This is a genomic window from Saccharopolyspora gregorii (assembly GCF_024734405.1).
Taxonomy (GTDB): domain Bacteria; phylum Actinomycetota; class Actinomycetes; order Mycobacteriales; family Pseudonocardiaceae; genus Saccharopolyspora_C; species Saccharopolyspora_C gregorii.
Genome location: NZ_CP059556.1, coordinates 4981040 through 4997336, shown reverse-complemented (window position 1 = coordinate 4997336; position 16297 = coordinate 4981040). Strand labels below are relative to the sequence as shown.

At 68.7% G+C, this 16297-nt stretch carries 17 protein-coding genes, 1 tRNA gene and 1 riboswitch; of the genes, 10 read left to right on the top strand and 8 right to left on the bottom strand.

The window, feature by feature from the left end; genetic code table 11:
• The first annotated feature begins 126 nt into the window (after nt 1–126).
• Nucleotides 127–1074, top strand: a complete 948-nt coding sequence (locus tag H1226_RS21615; protein WP_258342287.1) for a peptidoglycan recognition protein family protein — start codon at nt 127–129, stop codon at nt 1072–1074.
• 208 nt (nt 1075–1282) lie between these two features.
• Here the strand turns inward: H1226_RS21615 and H1226_RS21610 are convergent, their stop codons facing one another.
• On the bottom strand, nt 1283–1519 hold the full coding sequence (locus H1226_RS21610) for a DUF3263 domain-containing protein (RefSeq protein WP_224966353.1): 237 nt from the start codon (nt 1517–1519) through the stop codon (nt 1283–1285).
• A gap of 194 nt (nt 1520–1713) precedes the next feature.
• Nucleotides 1714–1858, top strand: a riboswitch (FMN riboswitch).
• Between the two features lie 95 nt (nt 1859–1953).
• Here H1226_RS21610 and H1226_RS21605 point away from each other — a divergent pair.
• Nucleotides 1954–2592, top strand: a complete 639-nt coding sequence (locus tag H1226_RS21605) for a nicotinamide mononucleotide transporter family protein (protein WP_258342286.1) — start codon at nt 1954–1956, stop codon at nt 2590–2592.
• Between the two features lie 113 nt (nt 2593–2705).
• On the opposite strand, the gene aceE is transcribed toward H1226_RS21605, so the two are convergent.
• Complete coding sequence (gene aceE / locus H1226_RS21600; protein WP_258342285.1) at nt 2706–5474, bottom strand: pyruvate dehydrogenase (acetyl-transferring), homodimeric type; 2769 nt, start codon at nt 5472–5474, stop codon at nt 2706–2708.
• Nucleotides 5475–5765: 291 nt separating this feature from the next.
• Between aceE and H1226_RS21595 the strand changes: the two genes are divergently transcribed.
• The 5 genes from H1226_RS21595 to cutA all read left to right on the top strand — a co-directional run bounded on the left by H1226_RS21595 (nt 5766) and on the right by cutA (nt 8501).
• A complete protein-coding gene (locus H1226_RS21595; protein WP_184477758.1) occupies nt 5766–6200 on the top strand; it encodes a DUF3052 domain-containing protein in 435 nt (144 codons plus the stop codon).
• Nucleotides 6201–6338: 138 nt separating this feature from the next.
• A complete protein-coding gene (locus H1226_RS21590; RefSeq protein ID WP_224963069.1) occupies nt 6339–6803 on the top strand; it encodes a peroxiredoxin in 465 nt (154 codons plus the stop codon).
• Nucleotides 6804–6872: 69 nt separating this feature from the next.
• Nucleotides 6873–6944 (top strand) — tRNA-Val (locus H1226_RS21585).
• Between the two features lie 79 nt (nt 6945–7023).
• Nucleotides 7024–7929, top strand: a complete 906-nt coding sequence (locus H1226_RS21580; RefSeq protein WP_258342284.1) for a tyrosine-type recombinase/integrase — start codon at nt 7024–7026, stop codon at nt 7927–7929.
• Between the two features lie 254 nt (nt 7930–8183).
• Nucleotides 8184–8501 (top strand): divalent-cation tolerance protein CutA, encoded by a 318-nt coding sequence (gene cutA, locus H1226_RS21575; protein WP_258342283.1) that lies wholly within the window; start codon nt 8184–8186, stop codon nt 8499–8501.
• Nucleotides 8502–8787: 286 nt separating this feature from the next.
• Here cutA and H1226_RS21570 read toward each other — a convergent pair whose 3' ends face one another.
• Complete coding sequence (locus tag H1226_RS21570; RefSeq protein ID WP_258342282.1) at nt 8788–10158, bottom strand: hypothetical protein; 1371 nt, start codon at nt 10156–10158, stop codon at nt 8788–8790.
• An 88-nt stretch (nt 10159–10246) separates the two neighbouring features.
• A complete protein-coding gene (locus H1226_RS21565) occupies nt 10247–10678 on the bottom strand; it encodes a LysM peptidoglycan-binding domain-containing protein (RefSeq protein ID WP_258342281.1) in 432 nt (143 codons plus the stop codon).
• A 223-nt stretch (nt 10679–10901) separates the two neighbouring features.
• Between H1226_RS21565 and H1226_RS21560 the strand changes: the two genes are divergently transcribed.
• Genes H1226_RS21560 through H1226_RS21550 form a run of 3 tightly spaced genes read left to right on the top strand, consistent with a single transcriptional unit; the run spans nt 10902 to nt 13033 of the window.
• Nucleotides 10902–11882, top strand: coding sequence for a glycoside hydrolase family 25 protein (locus H1226_RS21560; protein WP_258342280.1), 981 nt, complete (start codon nt 10902–10904; stop codon nt 11880–11882).
• A 57-nt stretch (nt 11883–11939) separates the two neighbouring features.
• Nucleotides 11940–12128, top strand: coding sequence for a hypothetical protein (locus H1226_RS21555; RefSeq protein WP_258342279.1), 189 nt, complete (start codon nt 11940–11942; stop codon nt 12126–12128).
• A complete protein-coding gene (locus H1226_RS21550) occupies nt 12125–13033 on the top strand; it encodes a peptidoglycan recognition protein family protein (protein WP_258342278.1) in 909 nt (302 codons plus the stop codon). Before H1226_RS21555 ends, H1226_RS21550 begins: the two co-directional genes overlap by 4 nt.
• A gap of 152 nt (nt 13034–13185) precedes the next feature.
• Here the strand turns inward: H1226_RS21550 and H1226_RS21545 are convergent, their stop codons facing one another.
• From H1226_RS21545 to H1226_RS21530, 4 genes are all read right to left on the bottom strand, one after another.
• Entirely contained in the window at nt 13186–14070 is an 885-nt protein-coding gene (locus H1226_RS21545) for a cytochrome c biogenesis CcdA family protein (protein WP_258342277.1), read from the bottom strand.
• Nucleotides 14067–14774: a DsbA family protein gene (locus H1226_RS21540; RefSeq protein ID WP_258342276.1), complete on the bottom strand. Its 708-nt coding sequence runs from the start codon at nt 14772–14774 to the stop codon at nt 14067–14069. The genes H1226_RS21545 and H1226_RS21540 overlap by 4 nt, the downstream gene beginning before the upstream one ends.
• A gap of 211 nt (nt 14775–14985) precedes the next feature.
• A complete protein-coding gene (locus tag H1226_RS21535) occupies nt 14986–15924 on the bottom strand; it encodes a M56 family metallopeptidase (protein ID WP_258342275.1) in 939 nt (312 codons plus the stop codon).
• Nucleotides 15921–16283 carry a BlaI/MecI/CopY family transcriptional regulator gene (locus tag H1226_RS21530; protein WP_258342274.1) on the bottom strand — a complete coding sequence of 121 codons (363 nt, stop codon included), beginning with the start codon at nt 16281–16283 and terminating at the stop codon, nt 15921–15923. Before H1226_RS21530 ends, H1226_RS21535 begins: the two co-directional genes overlap by 4 nt.
• Nucleotides 16284–16297 lie beyond the last annotated feature (14 nt).

Genomic DNA, 16297 nt, shown 5'->3' with positions numbered 1-16297 from the left:
TTCGGCCCCCGGAAACCGGCAGCGCAGCGGCATTTCATCCGATCAGGCGTGGCCGGTGCGGCGCACCGCGGGACACGATGGGAGCAGGCGACGCGGCCACCGACGGCCGCCAGGGGAGTGATGGCGATGGCTCTGCCGCTGGTGTGGCTGGGAGACGTGCTGCGGGCGGCGGGGCTCACCGTCGTGGAGACGCCCGGCTGGCTGGAGCGCACCGCGAACTCGGGCGCGCAGCCCGAACCCGTCGGGGTGCTGGAGCACCACACCGCCACGGTCGCCTCCTACGAGGACCCGGCGCCGAGCCTGCAGCTCGTCGTCGACGGGCGGTCCGACCTGGCCGGGCCGCTGTGCCACGGGCTGATCGGCTTCGACGGCGTGGTGCACTTGATCTCCGCCGGGCGCGCCAACCACGCTGGGAAGGCGCGGGCCTCCGGGCCGGTGCCCGAAGGCGACGGCAACGTGCTCTACGTCGGCTTCGAATGGGACTACCAGGGCGTCGAGCAGGGGCCCAGCCCCGAGCAGTACGCCGCAGCGCTGACCGCGACCAGGGCCGTGCTCGACCACATCGGAGCACCTCCCGAGGCCGCGCGCGGGCACAAGGAGACCAGCGTGACCGGCAAGATCGACCCCGGCCACGTCGACCTGGACCGTTTCCGGGCCGAACTCGCCACGAGTGAACAGGAGAACGCCGACATGACGCCCGAACAGGACGCGATCCTGCGCCGCATCGAGAACGAGCTGCTGGGCCCGCGCGGGCCGGAAGGGCAGATCGCCGGCTGGAACACCGCGCTCGGACCGCGCACCCCGGTGGCGATGCTGGTGGACCTCGTCAACGGGCTGCTCGCCACGCAGACCCCCGCGCCGCAGCAGCAGGCCGCCCCGCAGCAGCAGGCGCCCGCCGTGCCGCAGCAGCAGGGTCCACCGGCTCCCGCGCAGACCGCGGGCGACGTCGAGTCGATCAAGGCCGCGTTCACCGCGCTGTCGCCGGCGCAGGCCGCGCCGCTGCTCGCGGACCTGGTGCGCATCCAGCAGGAGCGCCAGCTCACCCCGGAGCAGCAGGCCGCCGCGGACGCTTAGGCCACCGCTCGGCCGCTCATCGCCTGGGTGGGGGCGGAACCGCACGGCTCGTCCCCGCGCGCGGTGGTGCTTCGCCGGTTCCCCGGGGAGGGAGTCGCCGGAGTGCCCGAGACCGGGTCTCCGGGAGGAAGCCGCCGCGGTTCTGCTGCCCGAGTTCCCCGCGCCCGGAGCCGAGGGGCGGGCCGTGGGCGGTCGAACTCGGCGGAGGTCAGCGCCGGGGGGCCGCCGCTCGACGATCGGAGCGTTCGGCCCGCATCCGCAATAATCGCTTCACCAGGACCGGCTGCTGGGCCAGCGCCTCCGGCTCGTCCAGCAACCGGTTGAGCCGCTGGTAGTAGCGCGTCGGCGAGAGGCCGAACCGCTCCTGGATGACGCGGTCCTTGCTGCCCGGGTAGCGCCAGAACTCGCTCTCGAACGCCAGGATCGCCTGATCGACGTCGTTCACCCCGCCACCCCCTTCGCGTCGAGCGCTCGCCGCCCGGCCGATGAGATCCGTTCAACCGGAGATCGCCACTGTACCCCGCGACGCACGTCTGTTCGATCACTTGAGCGACGACTCACCCGTGGTGTGATCCGAGCCACCAGTTGGCGACGGAACAACTCCCGCGGTCGACGATGTTGGCAGGAGTACGAGAAGTCGTGCGCTCCGGGGCTCGGTGAGATTCCGAACCGGCGGTGACAGTCCGCGAACCGGCGCCTCCCGGCCGAACCCGGCCCGGGGAGCCCGGCCGATCCGGTGGAACTCCGGAACCGACGGTGACAGTCCGGATGGGAGGCGGCGCACGGGTACCTGACCGGAACCGGTCGCCGTCCGCGGCACCGGCGCCCGTCGCGTTCCCGACCATCCCCGGCGCCAGGACCGGCTGGGAGGAGTGGGTTGTGCGCGCTGCGGCGGAATGGTTGCTCGGCAACGGGATCACCGTGCTGGGCCAGCAGATCTCCTGGGCGGAGCTGGTGGGGCAGCTGTGCGCGCTCGCCGTGGTCTTCCTGGCGCAGCGCCGCACCTTGGCGACCTGGCCGGTGCAGGTGACGGCGACGGTGCTGCTGTTCGCGGTGTACGCGTCGGCGCAGCTCGGCGGGCTGGCCGTCCGGCAGATCGTGATCCTGCTGATCTCGGTGTACGGCTGGTGGGCGTGGAGCCGCCGCAGCGACCCGGTGTACGGGGTGGCGGTGCGCAAGGGGACCGCGCGCGAGCGGCTGGTGCTGCTGGGCGTGCTGGCGGCGGCCACCACCGGGTTCGCGCTGCTGCTGACGGCGCTGGACGCTTCCTGGGCGCCGTGGCCGGACGCCTGGATCTTCGTCGGTACCGCGGTCGCGTTCTGGGCGCAGGGCCGCGGTCTGGTCGAGTTCTGGCTGGTGTGGCTGGCCGTGGACGCGGTCGGGGTGCCGTTGCAGCTGGCGTCCGGGCTGCACTTCAGCGCCGCGATCTACGTAGTGTTCGCCGCGCTGGTGGTGCACGGCTGGTGGAGCTGGAACCGCACCGCCAAGTCGCAGCAGCTGGCCCCCGCCCGAGTCTGAAACGCCGAACGAGCCGTCCCCGCGGCGGGGACGGCCCGTTCAGCTGCCACTGCTCACCTCGCCCAGCGGGTCGGGTCGTTCTCCGGTCAGCGCGAAGCTGAGCGGATGGCCCGTCAAGCGTCACCCGGGTCGGAGGTCTGGGGGCCTGCTGCTCGCACATCGCCCAGCCGGTAGCGCTGCGCGGCCTCGGTGACCCGGGACCGGTCGACGAGTCCGCGGCGGGCCAGCGCGGCGAGCACGGCGACCACGGTGGACTCGGCGTCCACCAGGAACACCCGGCGCGCGGCCGGGCGGGTGTCGGAGAAGCCGAACCCGTCGGCGCCCAGGCTCACCATGTCGCCCGGCACCCACGAGCGGATCAGGTCCGGCACCGCCCGCATCCAGTCGCTGACCGCCACCACCGGCCCGTCGGTGTCCAGCAGCGCGCGCGTCACGTACGGCACCTTCGGCTCGGAGTCGGGGTGCAGCAGGTTGTGCCGGTCGACGGACTCGGCCTCGCGGCGCAGCTCGGTCCACGAGGTCGCCGACCACACGTCGGCCCGCACGTCCCACTCCTCGGCGAGCAGCTGCTGCGCGCGCAGCGCCTCCGGCATCGCCACCCCGGAGGCCAGCACCTGCGCGGGGACGGAGCCACCGGTGCCGCGGCGGAACAGGTACAGCCCGCGCAGCAGCCCGTCCACGTCCACGTCGTCCGGTTCGGCGGGCTGCCGGTACGGCTCGTTGTAGACGGTCAGGTAGTAGAAGACGTTCTCGGCGTCCGGCCCGTACATCCGCCGCAGCCCGTCCTTGACGATGTGCGCGACCTCGAACGCCCACGCCGGGTCGTAGGACACCACCGCGGGGTTCGTCGCCGCCAGCAGCAGCGAATGCCCGTCGGCGTGCTGCAGGCCCTCCCCGGTGAGCGTGGTGCGCCCGGCGGTGGCGCCGAGCAGGAACCCGCGCGCCATCTGGTCCCCGGCGGCCCACAGGCTGTCGCCGGTGCGCTGGAACCCGAACATCGAGTAGAAGATGTAGATCGGGATCATCGGTTCGCCGTGGGTGGCGTAGGCGGTGCCCGCGGCGGTGAACGAGGCGCTGGACCCGGCCTCGTTGATGCCTTCGTGCAGGATCTGGCCCTGTTCGCTCTCCCGGTAGGCGAGCATCAGCCGGTAGTCGACCGGCGTGTAGGACTGCCCGTTCGGGTTGTAGATCTTCTGCGACGGGAACATCGAGTCCATCCCGAAGGTCCGCGCCTCGTCCGGGATGATCGGCACGATCCGCGGTCCCACCTCGGGGTCCTTGGCGAGGTCCTTGAGCAGCCGGACGAACGCCATCGTGGTGGCGACCTCCTGCTTGCCGGAGCCGCGCCGGATCACGTCGTAGACGTCGTCGCCGGGCAGCACGAGCGACTTCGCCTTCACCCGCCGCTCCGGCAGGTAGCCGCCGAGCCGCTGTCGGCGTTCCCGCAGGTACTGGATCTCGGGAGCGTCCTCGCCGGGGTGGTAGTAGGGCGGCAGGTACGGGTCGGCTTCGAGCTGCTCGTCGCTGATCGGGATCCGCAGGCTGTCCCGGAACAGCTTGAGGTCGTCCAAGGTCATCTTCTTCATCTGGTGCGTGGCGTTGCGGCCCTCGAAGTGCGGGCCGAGCCCGTAGCCCTTGATCGTCTTGGCGAGGATGACGGTGGGCTGCCCGTGGTGCTCGGTGGCGGCCTTGTAGGCGGCGTGGACCTTCCGGTAGTCGTGGCCGCCGCGGCGCAGTGCCCACACCTCGTCGTCGGTGAGGTCCTTGACCATGTCCTTGGTGCGCGGGTCGCGGCCGAAGAAGTGCTCGCGGACGAAGGCGCCGTCGTTGGCCTTGTAGGTCTGGAAGTCGCCGTCGGGCGTGGTGTTCATCAGGTTGACCAGCGCGCCGTCCCGGTCGGCGTGCAGCAGCGAGTCCCACTCGCGGCCCCACACGACCTTGATGACGTTCCAGCCCGCGCCGCGGAAGAACGACTCCAACTCCTGGATGATCTTCCCGTTGCCGCGCACCGGCCCGTCGAGCTGCTGCAAGTTGCAGTTCACGACGAACGTCAGGTTGTCCAGCCCTTCGTTCGCCGCAACGTGCAGCAGTCCGCGCGATTCGGGCTCGTTCATCTCCCCGTCGCCGAGGAACGCCCACACGCGTTGCTGGCTGGTGTCCTTGATGCCGCGGTCGTGCAAGTAGCGGTCGAACCGGGCCTGGAAGATCGCGTTCATCGGGCCGAGGCCCATCGACACGGTGGGGAACTCCCAGAAGTCCGGCATCAGCCGCGGGTGCGGGTAGGACGGCAGCCCGCCACCGGGGCCCGCGTGCGAGTGCTCCTGGCGGAACCCGTCGAGCTGGTCGGTGGTCAGCCTGCCTTCGAGGAAGGCGCGGGCGTAGATGCCGGGGGAGGCGTGGCCCTGGATGTAGAGGTGGTCGCCCCCGCCGGGGTGGTCCTTGCCGCGGAAGAAGTGGTTGAACCCGACCTCGTAGAGGCTGGCGGACGAGGCGAACGAGGAGATGTGCCCGCCGACGCCGATCCCGGGCCGTTGTGCACGATGCACCATCATCGCAGCGTTCCACCGCATCCAGGCGCGGTAGCGCCGTTCGACCTCCTCATCGCCGGGGAACCACGGTTCCTGGTCGGTGGCGATGGTGTTCACGTAGTCGGTGCTGGTCAGGGCGGGAACGCCGACGCCGCCTTCGCGGGCGCGCTCCAGCAGGCGGAGCATCAGGTAGCGGGCACGCTGCTGGCCGTGCTCACCGAGCATCGTGTCGAACGACTGCAACCATTCTTCGGTCTCCTCCGGATCGATGTCCGGGAGATGCGAGGCGAGACCGTCTCGGATGACCCGCACCCGTTGCGGGGTGCCGCCGACGTCGTTGCTGTGCGCGGGCAAAGGAACTCCTCGACTGCTTGCGGTGCTTGTCGCGGGCTGGGGTGACGCCCGACACGTCCCATGGTCCCCCATCTTCACGGCCGCTGCGTGCACCGCGGTCATTACTTGGCGGTACCGTTCTAGCCTGACCTGGATGCGGGCGCCTACAGTCGAGTTCCACGCCGGATACCGGCGTGTCGTGCGCCCAGCAGTTGCGCCGGAAGCGGTTCGCAGTGTTCGCTATCGGCCAGATCTGCCCAACCTGGGTGCGGTGGAGGCACCGCACCACCGCATTGGAGGAGTGAGAACGCCGTGGTCGCCGCGGGAGACGCCGGCAAGAGCGAGGTCGACGTCGCCGACAGGCTCGACATCGAGCCGGAGATGGTCGTTCAGGAGATCGGTTGGGACGAGGACGTCGACGACGCCGTTCGTGCCGCGATCGAGGAGCGTTGCGGGAGCGAACTGCTCGATGAGGATGCCGACGAGGTCGTCGACGTCGTGCTGCTGTGGTGGCGGGACGATGACGGTGACCTGACGGACACGCTCCTCGACGTGATGACGCCTCTTGCCGACGAGGGGGTGATCTGGGTGCTGACGCCGAAGACCGGTCGGGACGGCTACGTGGAACCCAGTGACATCGCTGAGGCAGCGTCCACGTCCAACCTGGCCCAGACCTCGAACGCGAGTCTGGGGGAAGCCTGGATGGGTACCAGGCTCGCTTACCGCAAGGCCAAGTCCAAGCGCTGACGAGTTCGGCCCAGCGCCGAGCGGATCGCCGTACCCACCACCTGGGCACCGGTGGCGACCTGCCGCCGGTGCCCAGGTGTGCGTGATCGGTGTAGGTTCGGCGGCGTACGTGCACAGGCCGAACAGAAGGGTGCGCGCATGACGGTCGAGGTCGGCGCCGATGCTCCGGACTTCACGCTGCCGGACTACAACAAGGAGCAGGTCTCCCTGTCCGGCTTCAAGGGCGACAAGAACGTGCTGCTGGTGTTCTACCCCTTCGCGTTCAGCGGGGTCTGCCAGGGCGAGCTGTGCCAGGTCCGCGACGACCTGGCCGACTTCCAGAACGACCAGGTGCAGGTGCTGGGCGTCTCGGTGGACACCCCGTTCGCGCTGAAGGCGTGGTCGGAGCAGCAGGGCTACACCTTCCCGCTGCTGTCGGACTTCTGGCCGCACGGCGAGGTCGCCAAGGCCTACGGCGTGTTCCACGAACCGGCGGGCATGGCGCTGCGCGGCACCTTCCTCATCGACAAGGACGGCAAGGTCCGCTTCGCCGAGGTCAACCAGCCCGGCGAGGCCCGCGACCAGAACGTCTGGAAGAAGGCGCTGGCCGAACTGGCCGCGTGAGGCCCGGCGGTTCCCGGTCGGTACAGTGATCCGGCCGAAGCGCGGCCGATCTTCGGACGGCCGCGCCCGGGGCGCATAGCTCAGCGGAAGAGCACTTGCCTTACAAGCAAGGGGTCGCTGGTTCGAACCCAGCTGCGCCCACCTTGGTCGACTGACCAGCGAAAACGGGGTTTCCGTCGAGGGGTGCTCCGCTTGCGCAGCGAGCCCTCAATTATGACCCGTGCAGGAGCAGTGGGACGGCCTGATCCGGGACTACGGCAAGGCGCTGAAGTGCGAGAACAAGTCCTCCAAGACCATCGAGCTCTACGTCTCGACGGCGACCCGGTTCGCCGACTGGCTTGCGACGCAAGACCGCCTCGGCGACGTCGCTGCGGTCACTCGCGCCGACGTCGGTGACTGGATCACGGAACTGCTGGAGACCCGCAAACCCGCGACCGCCAACGGCCGATTCCGCGCCTTGCAGCAGTGGTTCCACTTCTTGGTCGACGAGGACGAGATCACTGTCTCGCCGATGCAACGGATGAAGCCCCCGCACGTTCCCGAGGTTCCGGTACCAGTAGTTCCGTTGGCGACGGTCAAGGCGCTGCTCAAGCAGTGCGACGGCAAGGATCTGATGAGTCGCCGCGACGCCGCGATCATCCGGCTGCTCATCGACACCGGCGGTCGCCTGGCGGAGATCACCGGCCTCAAGGTCGACGACCTCGACTTGGAACAGGACCAGGTGCTCGTGCTCGGCAAGGGCAGCCGGCCCCGGATGTTGCCGATCGGCTCCAACACGTCACTCGCGCTGTCGCGCTACCTCCGCGTGCGCAGTCGCGAGAAGTTCGCCAAGTCGTCCCAGCTCTGGCTCGGTGAGAAGAACCGCGGGCCGCTCGCTTCCAACGGCATCAAGATCATGCTCCGCCGCCGTGGCCGGGCACTCGATCCTCCGCTCGCCAACCTGCACGCCCACCAGTTCCGCCACACCAACGCACACGAGTGGCTTGCCGCCGGTGGTAATGAGTCCGACCTGATGAGGCTCATGGGCTGGCGCTCGCCGCAGATGCTGCGCCGCTACGGCGCATCGCTCGCCGACGAGCGCGCCCGGGACGCTCATCGACGGCTCTCGCTCGGCGATCGGATCTAGGTCCGCCCGGGAAGTGCGCTGAAGCCCAGTGAGGCAGTCGAGGATGCTCGCCGAATGCTGCCGCGGGCAGTCGATGTCCCGGACATCGCCGACCGCTCCCGACGCGTCCATCACCGCATACCCACCATCAGTGGCCTCCACCAGCGCGTCCACCGCCACTGAGCACCCGTCCGACCGCCGCCTGCCCTCCATGATCGCCGAACCGCGACCGGGCATCCGACCAGATGTCCGCGGTGCTGGATACCCTGCGAGGCATGGCTGACTACGCGCAAGTCGTGACGACAACAGACTCCGAAGAGGCCGCAGCTACGCTCGCTCGGAGCATCGTCGATGCTCGCGGGGGTGCGTGCGTCCAGGTCGTGCCGATCCGGAGCTTCTACAAGTGGGATGGGGCTGTTCAGGACGACCCCGAGTGGCAGCTGCAGGTGAAGACCTCATCGGCCCGCGTCGAGTTCCTGATCGAACACATCAAGAAGCACCACACGTATGACGTTCCCGAGATCATCGTTACGCCGATCGTCTCGGGACACGATGCCTACCTGAGCTGGCTCGACGAAGAGACTCAAGCTTGAGCTGGTAGCAGCTCCGCGGTGATGCGCTGCCGCAGTTGGCCCGACGTTCCTGTCGTCGACTGCGGGAGCGTCTCCGTGATCTCCAACAGCCGGTCGATGGCAAGCGATGCCTCATGGCGCGTCGCTAGCGGGAGTGCTTCGTCCACTAGTCCGCTCGCCCTATCAAGATCCAAGTGCCGGGCAGCCGACAGCGCCAGGTCTGAGATGACCAGAGCTCGAACTTTCGTGTCGGTCGGTGACAATGAGCCGAGCAATGAGCCCGCCAACGAGTCGGTTTCAGGGTGACTCAGCCGACCGTACGCGGAGACGGCGAGTGAACCCAGCCGGTTCGCTCCGAAGAACGCAGTCCACGACCGCTCTCCTTGCCTTGCTCGGCTGCTGCCTCGACGATCCGCTGCGCCGTGCACTCCGGGAGGTTCGACCCGTGCCCGTCGACGGTCGCTGCCTCCGGTGCGTGGTGCAGCAGGGCAGCGCGACGCGGTGAGTACACCGGGTTGGGGAAGTCGACCATCAACGCGCATCCGGCGAAACGCTCGGTCAGCAGGCCCGCCCTCACCGCAAGGCGCACCACCGCGTTGTCCTCCAGGGCGGGCTCGGGGAACAGGAAGGCGAAGTGCGTATCGCCGAGCCGTTCCCACCCCCGGTCATCTGCCAGCCGGGACCGGTGGTGGCTGAGTGCGCTCCGGTAGTGGCCGCCCGAAATCAGGGGGGCCCGCGCCGGGAGGTCCTGGCAGAGGGGTTCCAGCGCCTCCAGGTTGAACAAGAACGTCAGGGGCATCGCGAGCTCGGTCGAGTCCTCGAGTGCGGCGCTCTCCGTGTCCGTGGTGCGCAGGTTCACCGTGGTCGTGTCGAACAGGTGGCGCAGGAGACGAGCGGGGTGCTCGATGCGGCCGCGCTCGACGATCCGCTGGAGTCGGGCTTCGGTCCACCGCTCGACGCAGCGCTTGGTGACCTTCTCGAAGACGTCAGCGGCCTGCGGTCGCCGCCACAGCGGGTCGGTGCGCAGAGGGCTCGCCGGTGGGATGGCGTCGTGCACTCCCGCCCGCGAGGAGTGCCAGTTGTTCCACGGCTCGCGCAGCTCGCGCATCACCGGACCACCGTTGACGTGCGCCAGGAATGGTCCCCGCCCACGCGTGGCCGGGGTGAGGGCGTGGTCGGAGTCCCCGGCCCACGTCCAGGTGCCGGTGCCTTCGACGCGAAGGTAGTAGTTGAAGACCCGGCGGTCGGCATCCCAGGCGAGAACCTGCAGGAAGGCGGTCGGGGAGTCCGCGTCCGGTGAGGTGGTCACCAGCAGATCCGTGCGCTCCCGATCGGGGCCGCGGGTGACGGTGCACCGCAGCTGGCGCTCGAGCTCGCGGGTCGCTGCCGTCCACGGGATCTGACTGCCCTCACCGGTCAGGAAGGTCCGCTGCACGGGGATGGCCTGGGGACCGGTCGCGGAGTCCAGCGCGTGCAGCAGTTCACGCAACGTCACGGGGTAGAGCCCACGGTGGAAGACGAGGACGGCTAGGGGGTCTCGCAGCCTTGCCAGGTCCCGGTCGTCCAGCGGCGTCCCTTCGGGCGGATCAAGGCCCACCACCAACCGCCGGAGCCGAGGCTCCCCGGCAATGCCCTCCGCGATCAGTCCCGGTGGTCCCTCCGGGCGTGCGACGTCCATCCGCGGCATGCTGCCACCCCCACGAGATTCATCCGGCCTGCTCGTCCGCCCGTCGGCGGTGGGCCGTGGACGGATCTCCCCGGTGCTCTCAGCACGCGCCGGCCTGCTGCGGAATGCAGATCTTCTGCCCCGGACGAATGACGTCAGGATTGGCGAGGTGGTTGTAGTGCGCGAGCGTCTGCCACTGCACGCGGTACAGCTCACCGATTTCCGACAGGGTGTCGCCCTCGCGAACCGTGTAGACCGTGCACACTTGTTGATCGCGGGCCAAGCGGAGCTCCTGACCCGGATAGATCGAGTCCGGGTCTCGGATGTCGTTGAGGTACTGGAGCTCCTTCGACGGAACGTGGAACCACTCACCGATCTCCGAGAGCGTGTCGCCCCTCTGCACAGTGTAGGTGTCGCAATCCACCATGATGCCCTCCCCGTGCACCTTCTCGGGTGCGCTCTGCTGCGGACGTGCAGTCGATTTCAGTAGGGCGCACACCAGGCCCCGCGGGCAATGGACCGCTGGGTCCACCGGAGATTCATTCACTCCCCGTTGGGGGAGCGCCTGCACTTTTCCTAGGACGGTGCGCAAGCCGCTGCTTCACCGCAGATGACGTTGAGGCCGTTGAATCCACTCTGAACCCCCTGGCCCATTCCGCCCGCAGCTTCCCGGCGCGAATCATTGCGGGTGCTGCAGGTGCCGACCACGAGGCTGTCGAGTCCACTCCGCGGACGAGCGCTGAGGAGACGGGAACATGATCTTCGGCATGGACGTGAGCCGCTGGCAGGGCGGCAACGTCGACTTTCACCGGGCCCGCGTCGAAGGCGTCGAGTTCGCGATCATCCGCTGTTGGGACCGGGCTACCAACGCGGTCGACATGCATTTCCACCGCAACCTCCGCGTCGCACGTGAGGCGGGCATGGTGGTCGCGGCGTACCACTTCATCGCGCCGTGGGAAACGGGTGAGATCAACGCCGACCACGTGCTGCGAACCGTGCCCTCCTCCTGCCCGGTGATCCTCGATGTCGAGCGAGACAGGAACGGGCAAGGAGCGGACATCCACAAGACCTGGGACGTGACGAACCGGCTACGCACCAGTGGGCGCGTGCTGCCGTTGCTCTACCTTCCTCGCTGGTGGTGGGAACAGATCGGGAGGCCCGACCTGCGCGGGCTGGCACCGGCCCTGTGGTCCTCGCGCTACGTCAACGATCTTCCGGGTGCGCCTGGGCACATTTTCGGCCGCGTTCCCGCCGAATTCTGGAACGGATACGGCGGTCTCGACGTCGCCGTTCTCCAGTTCAGCGACGAGTCCACGATCGCGGGGCACACTCCCGTCGATGTCAATGCCTTCGGCGGCACGAGACCGGAACTCGAGCACACTCTCCAAGGAGACGACATGTTCACAGAACGCGATCAGCACAATTTGATCGACATCGCAGAGCAGTTCTCCGGCAGCAGACAACCCGGCCAGTTCCCAGGTTGGGAGAACCTCGTGAACGGCAACAAGGAGACGCTGACGGACTACATCCGCTTCGCCTCCAACTCGTGGAAGATCGAAGGCAAGGAAGCCGGGCAGGCAGCCGCGATCAGTGCGCTGGCCACCGCGTTGCGGTCGGGCTCGGTCAACTCCGACGAGGTCGTGACCAAGGCCCGGGAGGCCGTGCGCACGGCGATGACGGTGTCGGTTCCTTCTCAGCCTTCCGGCGAGAACGCCCCGGCGGAGCCCACGCCATGACGACCACGACGACTTTCCCGAGAGATCGGCGAATCCACAGCGGACTTCCAGGAATCGGTGGTTCGGGCGAACCTGTCGGCGTGCGTCGACCACGACGATGACGAGAGGCGTTTTGCCGACGAGGTGGAGATCGAGCACATCACCGATGCCGACGGACAGGTGGTCGAGGTGATCGGTCGACTCAACCGCGCACCGGAGGCTGCTTACCTGGACGAGAACTACGACCCTGCGGAGGCCGAGCCATGAGCGTCGCATTCGCCACCGAAGTGATCAGACGCCTCCGGGCGCGCGGTGTGGTCGTCAGTGACAACTGGACGGACTGGCGGCGCAACGGCAATGGGCAGACCAGTGCTTACGCGGGTGGCATCATGCACCACACCGCCACCGCGTACGGGGACGCCTTTCCCGCACTGGTCGCCGGGCGACCGGATCTTTCCGGTCCCTTGTGCAACAGCGCGGGGTGCTCGGACGGGTCGATCACCATCGTCGCCGCCCATCCCGCCAACCACGCGGGCGCCTCCGGAGGGCGGGGAACCAGGCCATTCCCCGACACCGGGGTGTTCAACCGGATGGTGTGGGGACACGAGATCGTCTACCCGGGCACGAATCCCATGACTGACGCGCAATGGCATTCGATGGTGCAGCTCGGTGCGGTCATCTGCGAGATCCTGAACCGTGGTCCCGAATGGATCAAGGGGCACTACGAGACGTCCGTGACCGGGAAGTGGGATCCGGGCTTCGCTCCTCCTGACAGATCGATCAGCATGAACGACGTGCGAGCGCAAATCCATGACGCCTTGGAGGGCGACATGTTCACCCCCGCCGACCGCCAATTCCTCGACGACATCAAAGAGCAGCTCACCGGGAGCCGAGAACCGGGTCAGTTCCCCGGATTCCCCTCTTTCGTGGATCCGACCGTCAAGCTGTCCGATGTGGACTTCTTGCGGCGAATCGACCAGCGCGTGAACACGCTGCTGGCGCACTCCGACACTCAGCAGGAGGCATTGCGCGATCTCACGCAGGCCGTGTCCGAGCAACACGGTATCGACGGCGACCAGTTGCTCTCCGCGATCACGACCGCGATCAACGAGGAGCTCGAACGGGCCTCGCTCGGCAGCTCGAAGTCTCCCCGTCCGGAGCAACCAGCCTGATCGTCACACCGCTGGCCCGAGAGCACCCGAGGCCGCGTCGCACCACGGGTGGCTTTCCTGCCGAGTAGCTGCTCGTCCGTGCGGACTGCGTTCCGGTGCTCCACGGGTTTCTCCGGAATGGAGGCCGCGCAGGCCTGCATCTCCGGCTTCGATCAGTCGTTCTGCTGGCCTGCGACGAATGCGGTCTCGTCGGACGCAGCGTCGGAGACGTCGCCTTCCGAGCGGCGGATACGTGCGATCTTCCACAGCACCGCGGCGAGGGCGACGACGGCGAGCGCCAGCAGCACGGTGGTGTTCGAGATTCTGCTGCTGGTCTGCTGCAACCACGCCTGCACCGCGAATTGGGTGTCCACATCGGTCAGTCCGCCGAGGTTCGCGGTGCCTTCGGTGAGCACGAACATCAGGCCGATGGTCGCGAACACGAGCCCGGAGATGATGTTGGTGGTGTGCAGGCGCATGCGGCCGATGGTGACTTCGCGCCCGCGCAACCACGCTCGCTCGCCGAGCCGGAGTCGCTCCCAGAGCAGTGCCAGCAGGAACAGCGGGAAGGCCATGCCGAGTGCGAACAGGGCGAGCAGGATCGCGCCGTAGAGCGTCTCGCCTCCGGCGGCCGAGACGGTGAGCACGCTGCCCAGCAGCGGTCCGGCGCAGAACCCGGCCAGTCCGTAGACCGTGCCGAGCGCGTACACGGACAGTCCGGAGGAGATGCGGATCCGGCCGGTCATGCGTTGCGCCGCGGCGAATCCGAAGCCCTTGCCGGAGATCTGCAGCAGCCCGAGCGCGATCAGCACCACGCCGCTGGCCACGGTGAGTGCCGTGCGGTGCTGGGTAAGCAGCGCGCCGAAGAATCCTGCGGCGGCCCCGAGCGGGACCAGGGTGGTGGTGAGTCCGAGGTAGAAGACCGCGCTCCGGGCGACCAGCTTGCCGAGGCCGTCGAAGGCGTAGGCGAAGAAGGACGGCAGCAGCATCGCCGAGCACGGGCTGATCAGGGTCAGCAGTCCGCCGAGGAACGCGCCGAGCAGTCCGATCTCGCTCACTCCGAGGTCGCCTTCGCCTGTTCGACGGCGCCGATGAACTGGTCGAGCGGCTGGGCGCCGAGGATCGGCTCGCCGTTGACCAGGAACGTCGGAGTGCTCGACACGCCGATTTGGGATCCTTCCGTCGCGTCTGCCTGGATGGCCGAGAGCGTGGCGGGATCGTTCATGGCCGCCTCGAATCCGGGGATGTCGGTGATCCCGACCTGCTTGGCGTAGTCGATGAGCTGGTCGTGCGGCAGCGACGCGTGTCCCCGTTCCGGAGCCGCCTGGTAGACCGCGCCCAGGTATTCCCAGAACTTGCCTTGGGCTGCTGCCGCACGCCCGGCCTTGGCGGCTTCGATCGACTCCTCCCCGAAGATCGGGTAATCCCGCCATTCGAGGCGCAGCACGCCGGCATCGACGTAGCGCTTGATTAATTCGGGCTCGATGTCGCGGGAGAACTTCGCGCAGAACGGGCACCGGTAGTCCGAGTAATTGAGCATGACGACCGGTGCGTCCGGCTTGCCGAGCGCCACCGGATCACCGGGGGTGCGACGTGCCAGTTTCGCCAGCGGGCTCTCCTGCTGCTCGTCGGTCTGCTGCGGAGCAGCCTGGTTCGACCCGACCTGCCCGGCCAGCATGTATCCCAGCAGGAACACGACCGCGACGGCGAGCGCCACCGCGGTCACGTTCAGCCATTTCCCCTTAGCGCCTGTGTCGCCCACCGGTCGCCACTCTCCTTCGCTCGGCTGCCACGAGCGTATCTACTACGAAACGTAGTAAATAGGCCGGGTGTCGAGGAACGGGGCGCCGCACGACGTTCGGTGTGGGCGAGCGGTGTCCGCTGCTGCCGAAGGCCGGGTCGGGGCATGGGGGCCGTTCAATCGTCCGCGCGATCGTCGCCCGTGCTCGCGGTCGTTCGTCCCGCCAGCGCGGTCAGAAGCCCCGGGCGCCGGAGCAGTACAACAGCACCAGGCACGCCACAGCGCCTATGGCGATGAGGGCGGGAGAGGTCGAGGCGGCCACGGCGGCCACGCAGCACACCCGGTGCCGGTTGGCCGGGGTCGCCGCCCGCAGCCACTGCAACCGCAGCTGCACCGACTCCCGCGACATCGCCAGCGACGTCGCCGGTGTCGTGTCGCCGGTCACCGCGTGCAGCGCGGCGCGCACCGATCTCGCGCCGCAGCGCCGGGCGGCTCCCGCGTCCGCGGCGAGTTCGACGAGCACGCGCACCGCCGGAGGGGCCGCGTGGAACAGCGGTACGAACGGCAACGCCTTGGCGAGCGCGGTGACGACCAGGACCAGCGCGTGGTGCCGTCCGGACAGGTGCGCCCGCTCGTGTGCAAGGACCGCGTCCCGGGTCTCGGCCTCGAGGTGCCGCACTCCGGTGGTCGCCACGATCGTGCCGCGTCGGCCGCCGACGCTGTAGGCCACCGGCGTGGCTTGGTCCAGCCACAGCACAGCGGAGTCGGGGTCCTCGCACGAGAGCAATCGCACTGCGCTCAGGTGGCGCCGCCGCAGCACGGCGTCCTGCTGGACGAGTCCGACGGTCACGACCAGCACGCGCAGTACTCCGGCTGCCACGAGCGCGGCACCGCCGAGCCGGATCACGTACTCCCAGGCCCACGCGTGGCCGTGCACCACGTTGACGCAGCTGCGAGCCATGCCGAGAACACCGTCGACGGATCCGCTGTCCGGGATCAGCAGCAGCGTCGCCCCGGCGACCGCCGCGCCGATCGCCACCAGCGGGGACGCGACCCACCCCGCCAGCGCAATGCCGGGGCGCACCCGAGGGTGGATCAGGCCGCGCAGGTAGGTCGGGCTGAAAGCGCCGATCAGGACCGCGCCGGTGAGTAGCCCGAGGGCCATCGTCATGGTGTTCCGCGTCCGTTCTTGAGGGCTCGCCGCAGCAGTTCCGACTCGCGCTCGGAGACGGAGGCGGCGAAGTGCAGCAGGACGGACTCGGCGTCACCGGAGGAGTCGAGCACCTCGCGGAGCACGTGGGCACCCGCTTCCTCTCGCGAGCGCACGGGCCAGTAGCTGAAGGCGCGCCCGACCCGGGTGCGCTGCACCCAACCCTTGTCGTGCAGGTGGTCGAGGACCGTCATGATCGTGGTGTAGGCGAAGGTCCGCTCGGCCGAGAGCCGTGCGAGCACGTCGCGCACGCGGAGCTGTTCATCGGCCGCCCACAGGGTGTTCATCACCTTGAGTTCCAGCTCACCGAGTCCCAGCATCGCACCTCCTGCGG